This is a genomic window from Paenibacillus sp. EZ-K15 (assembly GCF_002573715.1).
GTDB lineage: Bacteria > Bacillota > Bacilli > Paenibacillales > Paenibacillaceae > Paenibacillus_AQ.
The window spans coordinates 168,407-181,375 of sequence record NZ_PDHM01000020.1 but is presented as its reverse complement, the minus strand read 5'-3'; the positions used below and the strand labels follow the sequence as shown (position 1 = coordinate 181,375).

11 protein-coding genes are annotated in these 12,969 nt (G+C 50.4%); all 11 read left to right on the top strand.

Features of this window, described 5'->3' with window-relative positions:
- Positions 1–45: 45 nt before the first annotated feature.
- The 11 genes from CRG97_RS23860 (at position 46) to CRG97_RS23810 (ending at position 12,918) form a co-directional block, all read left to right on the top strand.
- Positions 46–1,653 (top strand): type 2 periplasmic-binding domain-containing protein, encoded by a 1,608-nt coding sequence (locus CRG97_RS23860; protein ID WP_098748171.1) that lies wholly within the window; start codon positions 46–48, stop codon positions 1,651–1,653.
- An 88-nt stretch (positions 1,654–1,741) separates the two neighbouring features.
- Positions 1,742–2,689, top strand: a complete 948-nt coding sequence (locus CRG97_RS23855; RefSeq protein WP_098748169.1) for an ABC transporter permease — start codon at positions 1,742–1,744, stop codon at positions 2,687–2,689.
- Positions 2,690–2,703: 14 nt separating this feature from the next.
- Positions 2,704–3,582, top strand: coding sequence for a carbohydrate ABC transporter permease (locus CRG97_RS23850; RefSeq protein WP_076324101.1), 879 nt, complete (start codon positions 2,704–2,706; stop codon positions 3,580–3,582).
- 10 nt (positions 3,583–3,592) lie between these two features.
- A complete protein-coding gene (locus CRG97_RS23845) occupies positions 3,593–5,296 on the top strand; it encodes an alpha-L-fucosidase (RefSeq protein WP_098748167.1) in 1,704 nt (567 codons plus the stop codon).
- Between the two features lie 150 nt (positions 5,297–5,446).
- Complete coding sequence (locus CRG97_RS23840) at positions 5,447–7,816, top strand: helix-turn-helix domain-containing protein (RefSeq protein WP_098748164.1); 2,370 nt, start codon at positions 5,447–5,449, stop codon at positions 7,814–7,816.
- Between the two features lie 32 nt (positions 7,817–7,848).
- Entirely contained in the window at positions 7,849–9,021 is a 1,173-nt protein-coding gene (locus CRG97_RS23835) for a glycoside hydrolase family 88 protein (protein WP_098748162.1), read from the top strand.
- A gap of 172 nt (positions 9,022–9,193) precedes the next feature.
- Positions 9,194–9,835 (top strand): TetR/AcrR family transcriptional regulator, encoded by a 642-nt coding sequence (locus CRG97_RS23830; RefSeq protein WP_098748159.1) that lies wholly within the window; start codon positions 9,194–9,196, stop codon positions 9,833–9,835.
- Between the two features lie 6 nt (positions 9,836–9,841).
- Complete coding sequence (locus CRG97_RS23825) at positions 9,842–10,351, top strand: DUF4188 domain-containing protein (protein ID WP_098748156.1); 510 nt, start codon at positions 9,842–9,844, stop codon at positions 10,349–10,351.
- A 222-nt stretch (positions 10,352–10,573) separates the two neighbouring features.
- Positions 10,574–10,828 carry a hypothetical protein gene (locus CRG97_RS23820; RefSeq protein WP_237566562.1) on the top strand — a complete coding sequence of 85 codons (255 nt, stop codon included), beginning with the start codon at positions 10,574–10,576 and terminating at the stop codon, positions 10,826–10,828.
- 16 nt (positions 10,829–10,844) lie between these two features.
- Positions 10,845–11,051, top strand: a complete 207-nt coding sequence (locus tag CRG97_RS23815; RefSeq protein ID WP_237566561.1) for a hypothetical protein — start codon at positions 10,845–10,847, stop codon at positions 11,049–11,051.
- Positions 11,052–11,253: 202 nt separating this feature from the next.
- Complete coding sequence (locus CRG97_RS23810) at positions 11,254–12,918, top strand: DUF4091 domain-containing protein (protein WP_098748154.1); 1,665 nt, start codon at positions 11,254–11,256, stop codon at positions 12,916–12,918.
- Positions 12,919–12,969 lie beyond the last annotated feature (51 nt).

Sequence of the window (12,969 nt, the reverse complement as noted above, 5' to 3'; positions counted from 1 at the left end):
CCAGAAGTGCACACAACATGCAAATGAAAAGGGAGGCAAATGATAATGAAGGTCAACAGGTTTAAAGTATTCTGGATGGTTTTGCTTGCCGCCACCATGGCCATTACAGCGGCAGGCTGCGGCGGCTCTGCCAAGGAACAACCGGAGGCAGCGTTGGACCCGGAATCCCCTCCGGTTCTATCGGAACTGACGTATTGGGTGCAAATCGTTAGCCAAGTGTCCGCTACGATGAAGAGTTATAACGAAATCGAGGCTTATAAGGAACTGGAGAGGATAACCGGGGTGAAAGTGGATTTTCAGCATCCTCCGCAGGGCCAGCAGGCTACGGAGCAGTTCAACCTCATGATGACCTCGGATAAGCTCCCGGACGTGATCGAATATTCATGGGCCGGTTACCCGGGGGGACCGGAGAAGGCGATCAAGGACGGCAAAATCATCAAACTCAATGATTTGATCGACCAATACGCCCCGAACTTTAAAAAAGTGCTTGAGGAGCATCCGGAGTGGAAGAAGGAAATTACGACCGATGACGGCAGCATATATGTGTTCCCGTTCCTGCGCACCGACGACAAGCTTAAGGTATTTCTCGGACCGACGGTCCGGCAGGATTGGTTAGATAAGCTGGGGCTTTCGATGCCGACAACGATTGATGAATGGTACAACGTGTTGAAGGCTTTTAAGGAACAAGATCCGAACGGCAATGGCAAGGCGGATGAGATTCCCTTGTATCTGACGAAAGGAGATGTCGATACAACGACCGCTTTTCTCGGGGCATGGGGAATTAATGCCGGATTTTACCAAGAGGAAGGACAGGTTAAATACGGCCCGACGGACCCGAGGTTCAAGGAATTCCTGACGCTCATGAACCAGTGGTACAAGGAAGGCTTACTTGATCAGGACTTTGCGACGACCGATGAGAAAATGCTGGAGGCCAAGATTACGGGCGGGCAGATCGGATCAGCGATTCTATACACCGGCAGCGGGATTGGCAAGTATGGAACGCTGATGAAGGATAAAGATCCGAACTTCAGATTGGTGGCAGCCCCATATCCTGTGATGAACCAAGGCGATAAGCAGATTTGGGGATATAAGGATTATGCATTTAACGGAATCGGGGCAGCCGTTACCACCAGCAACAAAAACCCGATTGAAACGGTGAAGTGGCTGGATTACGGCTATTCCGAGGAAGGCACCCTGTTGTTTAATTTCGGAAAAGAGGGCGTCAGCTACGCGATGGAGGACGGCAAGCCGATATTTAAGCCCGAAGTATTGAAAGATCCTTCCGGACTGCCATTGATCCAGTCCATGTCCAAGCATAACCGCGCAACCTTCAGCGGACCGTTCATGCTTGATATACGATTCGATCAACAATACACGACCGAGCCGGATCAGCTGGAGTCCAAGATCATCTGGGCAGAGCCGACCATGGAAAAGAAAATGCCGCGCACAACGCCGACCCAATCCGAGAGCAGCCGCTATGCTTCAATCATGACGGACATCAACACATACAAGGACGAGATGTACTTGAAGTTCGTCATGGGCGCCGAGCCTTTGGATCAGTTTGACAAGTATGTGAAAACCATTGAATCCATGGGTCTTGCCGAAGCTCTGGAAATACAGCAAAAAGCCTTGGAGCGTTACGGTAAACGGTAAACGGTTAAACGTCCTGAAGCGGCGGAAATCTGCAGTCTCCGCCGCTCTTGGCGCTGTAATATCAATCATTTTGGAGGGAGGGATTCGATTGTCTACAACCCAGGATAATCCCTTCGAGTATCGCAAAGGGAAATGGACAACGATTGCGAACGATTTGAGAAGGAATAAATTCGTTTATATACTGGCGCTTCCCGTCATTCTATACTATGCCGTCTTCCACTACGGACCCATGTACGGTCTCTTGATGGCTTTCAAAGATTTCAGCATTGCCGATGGCATCTGGGGAAGCGAGTGGATCGGATTTGAGCATTTCCGCAATTTCTTTAACAGCTATTATTTCGAACGCCTTCTGCGCAATACGGTGCTGATCAATGTCTATGAGCTTATCTTCGCGTTTCCGGCACCGATTATTCTTGCCCTGCTGCTGAACGAAATCCGCAGCCGGCTTTTTAAGCGTACGGTTCAGACGATATCATATTTGCCGCATTTCGTATCCATCGTCGTGGTGACAGGGATCATGTTCGATTTTCTTGCAAGAGATGGCTTGGTGAATCAGATTCTGGGCTTTTTCGGCATCGAATCGATTCCGTTCATGAGCGAGGCCAGCTGGTTCCGTACGATATATGTCGGCTCCGGCATTTGGCAAGGCGTAGGCTGGGGTTCGATCATTTATCTTGCCGCCATCGCCACCATTGACCCGACCCTTTACGAAGCTGCCAAGATGGACGGGGCAGGCCGGTGGAAACAAATGCTGCACATCACGCTGCCGGGCATGCTGCCAACGATCATCATCATTTTCATTCTCAATATGGGCTCCATGCTTAGTGTTGGCAGCGAAAAAGTATTGCTGATGTACAGCCCGCTTACTTATGAAACGGCAGACGTGATCTCGACCTTTGTCTACCGGAGAGGGGTTCTGGAGACGGATTACGGTTTCACGACCGCCGTTGGATTATTTAATTCGGTTGTCAGCTTCATCCTGCTTGTACTCGCGAACTCGATCAGCAAGCGGGTCAGCGAACATAAACTGTGGTAGAGAGGAGGGCGTTCATGGCTAACAAACGATCCGCAGGAGAGTTAACCTTCGTCTGTTTGAACGCGTTGATCCTGACGGGCCTCTGCTTCGTCACCTTATATCCGTTCGTGTATGTTGCCTTCGCTTCGTTCAGCGATCCCGCTTCATTGGCCCAACACCGGGGGCTGCTGTTCGCTCCGCTTGATATTAACTTCGAAGCCTATAAGGCGGTGTTTAACAATCCGATGATTACGACGGGATATCGGAACACGCTGATCTACGTCGCGGCGGGTACAGCCATCAATCTGGTGGCCACGGCGATCGGTGCTTACGTGCTGTCCCGCAGAAACCTGTACTTCAAAAATCTCTTGATGATGCTGATCGTCATCACCATGTTTTTCGGCGGCGGCCTAATTCCGACTTATCTGCTGATCAATAACCTGGGGATGCTGAACACGATCTGGGCGATGCTGATCCCCGGGATGATTGGCACGTTCAATATGATCATTATGCGGACCGCCTTTCAGTCCGTCCCGATTAGTCTTGAGGAGTCGGCGAAAATCGACGGTGCGAACGATCTGATCATTCTGTTCCGGATCATTATTCCGCTGTCCATGCCCGTTATCGCCGTCATGATTCTATGGTATGCCGTAGGGCACTGGAATTCATATTTCGGGGCGCTCATCTATCTAAGGGACCGGGAGCTATTCCCGCTCCAGCTCGTGCTACGGGAAATTCTCATAACCAATACAACGGACAGCATGATGACGGAAGCCTCGGGAGACCGGATGGCGATCGCGGACACCATTAAATATGCAACGATTATCGTATCCACATTGCCGATCCTGCTTCTGTATCCGTTTTTGCAAAAATATTTCGTCAAAGGCGTTTTGATCGGCGCCATTAAGGAATAGGAGGAGAACGATGGCTGACTCATTAGAGATCGTAACGGAAAGGAAGAACCGGATGCAGTGGTGGAAGGATGCCAAATTCGGCATGTTCATCCACTGGGGGGTATATTCGCTGCTTGGCAAAGGGGAGTGGGTCATGTATGCCAACAAAATACCGGTAAAGGAATATGAGAAACTTGCCGAGGAATTCAATCCGACACAGTTTGATGCCAAAGCTTGGGTGAATTGCGCCAAAAGGGCAGGCATGAAATATATCGTCATTACAGCCAAACATCACGATGGCTTCGCCATGTACCATTCACGGACGGACCCGTTCAATATCGTGGATGCTTCTCCATTCGGCCGGGATGCGTTGAAGGAATTATCCGAGGCCTGCAGGGAGGAAGGAATCCGCCTCTGCTTTTACTATTCGCATGTCATTGATTGGCACCATCCGCATGCGCTCCATGATACGTTTAACAATCTGTGGGACTACGAGCTGGAGAAGAAAGCGTTCTTCAGTTACTGGAACCATAAAGCGAAGGGACAAGTACGCGAGCTGCTGACGGAATACGGTCCGGTCGGCCTGCTCTGGTTCGACACATCCGGCGGATTGTCGAAGAAGGAGAGCGAAGCGATGGTGAACATGATCCGCGAGCTTCAGCCCGAATGCCTGATTAACAGCAGGGTAAGCCATTGGCCTGATTTCGGAGACTACCAATCCAAGGGTGATAACGAAATCCCGATGCATGGCGAGGAAACAAGGGAATGGGAGACGCCGATGACCCTAAATCAATCGTGGGGGTACAGCACGAAGGATCAAGTATGGAAATCGACGGATGCTTTGGTCCGAAAATTGGTGCACATCGTAAGCAAGGGAGGAAATCTGCTGCTCAATGTCGGCCCTACGGAAACAGGAATAATTCCGGAAAAATCCGCTCTACGCCTGGAGAAAGTTGGCGGTTGGCTGGCGCGAAATGGAGAGGCGGTCTACGGCACAAGCGCAAGCCCGTTCCCTTACGAGCTGGAATGGGGGGCGATTACGGTGAAAGGAAATACGATCTTCCTCCATGTGTACAATCGCCATTGGCCAACGGAAGATCTGGTATTGAACGGGGTGAGAAATACGGTTGAAAAAGCTTATCTGCTCACGGACCCGAGCACAGGCAGTCTTCCCGTGCAACAGAGCTATCGGCCGGAAACGGACCATCACGCGATGCGGATCCGATTGCCGGAGCTTCCTCCGGAAGATCACGTATCAGTTATTGCATTGGAAGTCGAGGGCAGGATCGATGTAGATCGGAGTTTTATCCAACAGGCGGAGGGCGCAATTCATTTGGATCTTGTACTGTCGGACATAACGACAGGCAACGGGATGAACGAGGCCCGGTGGACCTTTAAGGCGTCGTCGTCCGGCATATATGAAGTCAAACTCGTCAACTTTAAAAGATCCGATGCCGTTTGGGAAAAGGAATATGATCATGAAGTCACCGTACGGGCAGCAGAGCAGACGATTGCGTGTGTTCCTCAAGAGGATAAGGTCGTCAGCGACTCCATATCCTGCCAGCATCCGTATACCGAGGTTCAGTCATCGATCGGGCGAATCGTCATTGACAATCCAGGTACGTATGCATTGACCTTATCGACCAAGCTTGCGAAGCCGAAACCTTTCGGACCGGAAATTTGGCAGGCGGCTGCCGTGAAGCTTCGTTCGGTGCGATTAGTTCAGGTGTTTTAATACCCCGATATACCCAAAATTTAAGCATCCCTTTTAACGGGGGGTGGCGTCTCTCTTGGGGTGACCGAATTTATTAAAGGGTTTGCTAGTCCGTTTGGCGAAGGATTCAAGAAATAGGTTTTTCCATACATTTTCTTGGAGGAATGCGTCATGATCTCGATACCCGGCCTTCTTCCCGGCAAGCGAAAGAGCAGCCGGGGACGCGTCTTGAAAACCATGATCGTTTCGTATTTGCTCATCCTTTTATTGCCTATGACCGTGGGGCTTTTTCTATATGGACGGGTGGAAAACGTGATGGAAAACAATGCGGAGCGTTCAAATTCGGCGATGCTGGAGCAGCTGCGGCTTTCCATGGACAGCAAGCTTAAAGAAGTGGATATATTGGCCAAGCAAATTATGTTTAACCCCAAACTGGCTTATTTGCTGAATCTTAATCGGCATGATCAAGGGGGGGCGTACCGCCAGGTAGAATTCGTCCGCGATTACTTAAATCGTTATCAATCTTTTGTAAGCGGATTCGTGAAGGACTACTATGTTCATCTGCAGGCCGGAGACGTCATTTTGAAGCCTGGATTGCGGACGGATGCAAGAACCTTTTACGACAAGTATTACCGGTTTGGGCATATGGACTTTGATACATGGAAGCGGACGTTGCTTGGCAGCTATCATAACAAGGCATTTCTGCCCTCCGATGTGCTGCTTCAGGACCCGAACCAAGGAAATGGCAACCCGGCGAATGTGATCACTTATGCGCAATCCCTTCCGCTTCATGAAGTGTCTAATATCCGCGGAACGCTGGTTATCATGATCGATGGGCAGCAGCTTCAAGAAATGTTCCGGCAAATCGAGTCCGCCAACGACAGCGAGATTTATATCCTCGATAAGGAACGGGGCGTGATCGCAAGTTCCTCGGACTCGGAGCTGTCCGTGCAGGTGACGGAAAGACTAGCCGGTCCATCGGGATTGTTCAAGACAGCATTAAATGGCACGGACAGCATGATCACTTTTACGGAATCCAAGGAGGCCGGCTGGCAGTATGTATCCGTCATGCCGATGGACAGTGTCATGGAACGAGTAGCACAACTGAAGAGAATGGCGCTGACGGTGTTTGTCGTTTCGCTTGTCGCAGGAGCAGCCGTTGCTTGTTGGTTTGCATACCGACAATACAGTCCCGTCAAACGGGTGGTTGATGCCATTCTTCAAGGAAAGCCGATTCAGGATAAGCCGGCCGCGAACGAATATGATTTCATTTTGCAAACGATCGAAGGCTCGCTCGTTGAGCAGCGGCATCTGAGAGAGCGACTGTTCAGGCAAACGCCCGTCATCCGCGCTGATTTTCTGTCAAGGCTCATTCGGGGGTACATCGATCCGGATCATGCGGGGGATCAAGGAGGGCCGTCATTAGTGGCCATGGGCATACACTTCGGGTCTGATATGTTTGCAGTAATCATCGTTCAAGCTGTGGATATTTCAAGACTGTCACCGGAACCATCCGAGCAAGATTGGACGCAAATCCGCTTTATTGTCTCCAATATCGGCACGGACATTGCGAATTCGGGTCACCAGGGATTCGCCGTCGATATGGAACGAGACCGGGTAGCGTTCCTGGTCAATTTCCATCCGGTTGAGGAGGCGGATGCCGAGCTCTTCCTTCATGAGATTGCAGAGCGATTGCTCCGTATACTGGAGGACCGTTTCCACATTTCCGTGACGATTGCCGTCAGCAGCGTACACACAGGAAACGGAACCATCGGCAGCGCTTATCTCGAAGCCATGGCCGCCCTGGATTACCGCATGTTCAGCGGTAGAAATTCCATCATTCACTTCGGATATGTACGGGACATTAAGCATCATTATTACTATCCGATCGAGTTCGAGTCGCAGCTTGTTAATCATGTCAGAAGCGGCGATACGGAAAACGTTGCCAAGCTGCTGGACAATATTTACACGATGAATTTTAATTCGGCGGGCATGACCCCTGAACTGGGCAGATGCCTGTTCTTCAATATCATAAGCACCTTTCTGAAAATACTGAATTTGACGAACACGAATCATGAAACCCTGCTGGGACCGAGCTTTGATCCCGTAAAACACATATTCGGTTGTGCCACAAGTGATGAAATGCAGGCTGAGACCAAGCGGTTGTATGAAAAGCTGACCCGTCTCTTTCATACGGAGCACAGCGATCACAGCATCCAGCTGCAGCAGGATATGATGGCATTCATTGACCGGAATTTAACCGATTATAATTTAGGACTCGGTATGATCGCCGATCATTTCGGCATGACGCCGCAATATATTTCGAGTTTCTTTAAGAAGATGAATCGATGCAATATCACCGACTATATTACCCGAGCGAGAATTGAGAAAGCGAAGACATTGATGGAGCAATCGGAGCTGACCAATGCGCAGCTGGCCCAACTGGTCGGCTATACCAATGATGTCGTGTTCATCCGGGCATTCAAGAAATTGGAGGGGGTCACCCCCGGCAAATATCGGGTGAGCGCAAGCGGGCAATAACGTTAAACGCGGAGAGGAGTGGCCAATTAGAAATGGAAGCGATCCAGGAACCTTTAAAATACGGCGAGATAACGACATGGACGCAGCAAAGGACCAAAGCCACCATCGAATTCGTGCTGCATAAGATCGATGAGAATTTAGACACATTTTCAGGCCATTTTCCATCCCCTGCAAGCCGCAATCATATCTACGAGCCAATCGGCAATACGGAATGGACCTCGTCATTCTGGACCGGGATGCTGTGGCTTGCTTATGAGGTCACGGGGGATGCCAAGTACCGGTCGACTGCGGAGCTTCAGCTCCACAGCTACAAGGAGCGCGTGGAGCAGCGCATCGCCACGGAGACGCATGATCTGGGATTTTTGTATTCCTTGTCCTGCGTTGCCGCTTATAAGCTGACCGGGAATGAGGAAGCGAGACGGATTGCCTTGGCCGCAGCAGACCTGTTGATGGAGCGGTATTTCGAGAAAGCCGGGATCATTCAAGCTTGGGGCAAGCTGGACCAACCGTCACAGCGCGGCCGAATGATCATCGACTGCTGCATGAATTTGCCTTTGCTCTATTGGGCGGCAGAGGAAACCCGCAAACCGGAGTATCGGCGCGCCGCCATAAGCCATGCGCAGCAATCCTCCCGTTATTTGATCCGCGAGGATTCCTCAACGTATCACACGTATTATATGGATGTCGAGAGCGGAGAACCAAGGTTTGGGCAAACGTCCCAAGGATATGCGGATCATTCATGCTGGTCCCGCGGTCAGGCCTGGGCCATTTACGGTATGCCGCTCAGTTACGCATATACGAAGGATGAATCGCTGCTGCATGATGCCGAGCGAGTCACGAATTACTTTTTGAATCGGCTGCCAGAGGATTATGTGTGCTATTGGGATTTGATATTCACCAAAGGGCAGGAAGAGAGGGACAGCTCGGCAGCCGCTATTTCGGTATGCGGAATGCTGGAACTGGCAAAGCACTTGCCGCTCTCGTATCCGCAGCGTCGTACGTACGAGAACGCGGCACTGCGTGTGCTTGAGTCTTTAAGCGATCGATATACTACGGTATCGCTCCCAGGATCCAACGGTATTCTGCAGCATGCGGTGTACGGAAAGCCGCTCGGCAACGGAATCGACGAATGCTGCATCTGGGGGGACTATTTCTATTTCGAAGCTTTAGTGAGGGTCTTTAAAGATTGGGATATGTACTGGTAAAGGAAGAGAGCCCATATGCAAAAGACAGAGTGAAAGTATCCCGTACCCCTAACATCAGCGTGCCTGATGTTAGGGGTGTTTTGTCTGCCTATTTGATTTGGTTGTGTTGACAAAATAAATTAACTCGTGTTAATTTATTTATATGAGTTAACTTTAAGGGGTGCTAATCACAATGGAACTGGATATCCCATTAAGGGAATTAAAGAAAGCCAAGAACAAAATCGCGCTGTATGAAGCGGCATTATCCTTGATGAGCGATCGGATGTTTAGCCAGGTTATGGTGGAGGACATCTGCAGGCGAGCCGAAATCTCAAAGGTCACTTTTTTTAAGTTCTATCAACGTAAAGAAGATCTGCTGATTTATTTTATGCGGGTATGGCTGACCGAGCGGGTTATCGAGATCGATACGGAAGGGAAAAAAGGGTTTCAGGCGTTCCGGCATCTGTTGTCCCAAGTGGCTAATGAGCATCAATTGAGGCCAGGCATGATGCCGAGCCTGATCTCCTTTCTCGCGGAGCAGAACATGCAGCCCTGCATGCCGGAGCTTAGCTCTGCGGAAGTATCGCTGCTCTTTCCCGGTCACGAAGAAGCTGGGAGTAAGTCACCCAACATGTACGATTTGTTCCAGCAGTTCATGAAGGAAGAGGAGCAAGCCGGAAGGCTGAACAAAGCTTTTACCTTGGAGCAAGCCGTGCAGATCTGTTTCACCATTTTTTATGGCGCGTTTCTGACGGCGCAATTGTACAATTCAACCGAAATTGGTCGCTTTTACGAAACGCATCTTGGTCTGCTGGAAATTAAGGATGAGGAGTGAGCAAGTATGAGCAAAGTCATTCCAGGTCGATATACCGCACACATGGAAGGATCCTTTGTTGTATTCGTGATCGGGTTTCGGATTAACAAATGGTGGGCGGTGCATAAGTGGCTGCCTGTCATGAACGCCATGACCCCGATGATTCAGGAGCTGTACCGGAACAAGGAGGAGCTCGGCTTCATGGACGGTACCTATCATTTTTCCGGCCGGGGACTTACCCTCATTCAATATTGGAGGAGCTTCGAACACCTGGAGCATTATGCCCGTCACGGAGCCAATCACCTGAAGGCATGGCGGGATTTCAACCGCAAGGTCGGAACGGGAGGGGACGTAGGGATATTCCACGAAACCTATCTGGTTCCGGAAGGACAATATGAATGTCTGTACAACAATATGCCGAGGTTCGGTTTGGCCAAAGCGGGAGCTCATGTCCCCGCGACGGGACGCAGGGAAACGGCAAGCCGGAGGCTTGGCCGCGAGGGAGAACCGGCTGTGCCCACTCCTCCAAATCCGTAGTTCCGGCCTATCAGCGGCTGATCTCCCTCCGGTTGCCGCAGCTTATTAAGACAAGGATAATTACCATAGCTTAAGGGCTGTGTAAATGCTATGGAAGTCGTGATGCTTTAGACTTGTTTTTCTTCCGTGCTCCAAAAAAGTGTTGGTAATCCCCGTCCATTCTTCTATGATGAAATTACTTTCAATCGACGATGAGATAAGGATTCGCTTAGGGGGATGCCTATGGGAAGAAAAGCGTGGTTTTACCGTCAGCTTTTGTCGTATATGCCGGTCTTCTTTATCGTAATTTCCTTTGTGTTTTTTGTCTTTTTTCAAATGCTCGGCGAACAGTCGCGGCAGGGTGCGATTCAGGCGAATGAGACGATGATTCAGCAGGCGATGCGATCGGTGGATAATTCGCTGAAGGCCATCGATCAGATGCTGGTGCAGGAATTGCTGTTCAACCCCGATATGTCGGGATTTTTCAGCGGTGATTGAGTTGGACTTCGGGTGAGTGATCGATTTTGATCATATCGTATTGGCTGAATACCGGTACGGGCAGCGGATCGAGCGCTTCGAGCTTGAATATGAACTGGCATGCGATCCAATCCGGGACGGTGATCGGGCGCAAACGCATTTGCCGCTTTCCCGCTGTACGGGCTCAATATATCAGGCTTACCATTTTGGAATCGAGATGGTGTCCGCGTCTGTCCGGCTTTGAAGTATACCGTAGCTCGCAGGATTGATGGGAGAATTCTAGCATCTTCGCGGAATTCCGGTATGGAGCCATAATAAGGCGGCCACCGCAAAGGAGCGGTGGCTCCTTTTTTTTCGAAAACGCAAAATTCACCTTCCGTTTCATCCAGATTAGTGTAAGATGTACGTGAAAGTATCCCATTTCATTGTAGAGAGGTGTAACCTGCATGAGTCATTCCGTATCATTTGAGACCCGGCTGTTGAGCTCTTTGTCCAAAGTATTTGCCGATGAAGAACTATCCCAAGCCTCGTATGACAGAGGGTCGGCGTTTGGCAATGAGACGTACTCGTTTCAAGTTGCTTACCGTTCCAATCGCTTGTTGAAAAACATCCGGGTTCATCTGCAATCTGAGTTGAGCGAGCGGATTACCGTCCGTTCTGTAGGCCTGGTTCCATCGGAGATGCCTACGTATCATGATCATGACGAGTTTATCTTAAGAGCTACGCCCGGGCTGTATCCGGACCCGCTGCTGCCTCTGACATCAGAGCCTGTAATAACCGGATGCCCGAACCAGTGGAGAAGTCTATGGATTACGGTACAGCCTGAGGGTGAGATCAAGGGCGGTACATATGAAATCCGGGTCCGTTTTGAAGAAGAGTCAGGGGAGTCGCTTGGAGAAGAGGTGTTCACGCTCGAAGTGATTCCGGCAATCTTGCCGGACCAGACGCTGATTCATACGGAATGGTTCCATGCCGATTGCTTGGCGAACTACTACGAGGTGGAGATATTTAGTGAACGGCACTGGACGTTGATCGGTCAGTTTATGCGGACCGCCGCTCAGCATGGCATCAATATGATCCTGACGCCATTGTTTACGCCTCCGCTGGATACGGAAGTGGGCGGAGAACGGCCAACGGTGCAGCTGGTTGACGTTGTTGTAAACCAGGATGGAACATATGCATTTGGGTTTGATAAGCTGGACCACTGGGCAGACCTGTGTGATTCTAATGGGATTCAGTATCTGGAATTCTCGCATCTTTTCACCCAGTGGGGAGCCGGGCATGCGCCGAAGATTATGGCTAACGTGAAGGGAAAGCCTGAGAAGCTGTTCGGATGGGAGACGGATGCAACCGGAGAAGAGTATCATGCCTTCATCAGACAATTCATACCGGCCCTCACCGGTTGGATTAAAAGCCGGGGACTTGAGCAGCGCTGTTATTTCCATGTATCCGATGAGCCATCCGAGTCCCATCTGGAGGCCTACGGTCATGCAAGCCGGTTGATGAACGAGCTGCTGCCGGATTACCCGATCATTGACGCGCTCTCCGATATTTCGTTCTATGAGCAGGGGCTGGTGAAGCGTCCGATTCCGGCCAGCAATCACATTGAGCCTTTTCTGGATCAACAGGTAACGCCACTGTGGACCTATTATTGCTGTTCCCAGTACAAGGAAGTGTCCAACCGTTTCTTCAATTTGCCTTCGGCAAGAAACCGGATCATCGGGATTCAGCTGTATAAGTTTAATATCGAGGGATTTCTCCATTGGGGATATAACTTTTGGAATTCGCAATACTCGAAACGCGCCATTGATCCGTTCAAGGTGACGGATGCGGATTGCGGTTTTCCTTCCGGGGATGCTTTTGTGGTATACCCTGGTGAAGGAGGACCGATCGAATCCATTCGGTTGAAGGTATTCCAGGAAGCGCTTCAAGATTTGAGAGCGCTTCAGCTGCTGGAGACGCAGATCGGCAGAGAGGCTGTGCTGCAGGCGCTGGAGGAAGGGCTCGAAGAGCCAATCACCTTTAAGACGTATCCGAGGGAGCAGGAATGGCTGCTGTCGAAGCGGCAGTGGATCAACGATAAGATCAAGGAAAGTTTGGTTGTGAAGTAAGCGGGCTGGTGAGTACAAACTAAATCTTGGCGGCATTGAACTCTGTATAAG

Bases quoted from the DNA above. Each gene is read 5' to 3' on its own strand.
- CRG97_RS23810 (WP_098748154.1), top strand. From the start codon at position 11,254: ATGAGTCATTCCGTATCATTTGAGACCCGGCTGTTGAGCTCTTTGTCC.
- CRG97_RS23820 (WP_237566562.1), top strand. From the start codon at position 10,574: ATGGGAAGAAAAGCGTGGTTTTACCGTCAGCTTTTGTCGTATATGCCG.
- CRG97_RS23840 (WP_098748164.1), top strand. From the start codon at position 5,447: ATGATCTCGATACCCGGCCTTCTTCCCGGCAAGCGAAAGAGCAGCCGG.
- CRG97_RS23830 (WP_098748159.1), top strand. From the start codon at position 9,194: ATGGAACTGGATATCCCATTAAGGGAATTAAAGAAAGCCAAGAACAAA.
- CRG97_RS23845 (WP_098748167.1), top strand. From the start codon at position 3,593: ATGGCTGACTCATTAGAGATCGTAACGGAAAGGAAGAACCGGATGCAG.
- CRG97_RS23850 (WP_076324101.1), top strand. From the start codon at position 2,704: ATGGCTAACAAACGATCCGCAGGAGAGTTAACCTTCGTCTGTTTGAAC.
- CRG97_RS23835 (WP_098748162.1), top strand. From the start codon at position 7,849: ATGGAAGCGATCCAGGAACCTTTAAAATACGGCGAGATAACGACATGG.
- CRG97_RS23860 (WP_098748171.1), top strand. From the start codon at position 46: ATGAAGGTCAACAGGTTTAAAGTATTCTGGATGGTTTTGCTTGCCGCC.
- CRG97_RS23825 (WP_098748156.1), top strand. From the start codon at position 9,842: ATGAGCAAAGTCATTCCAGGTCGATATACCGCACACATGGAAGGATCC.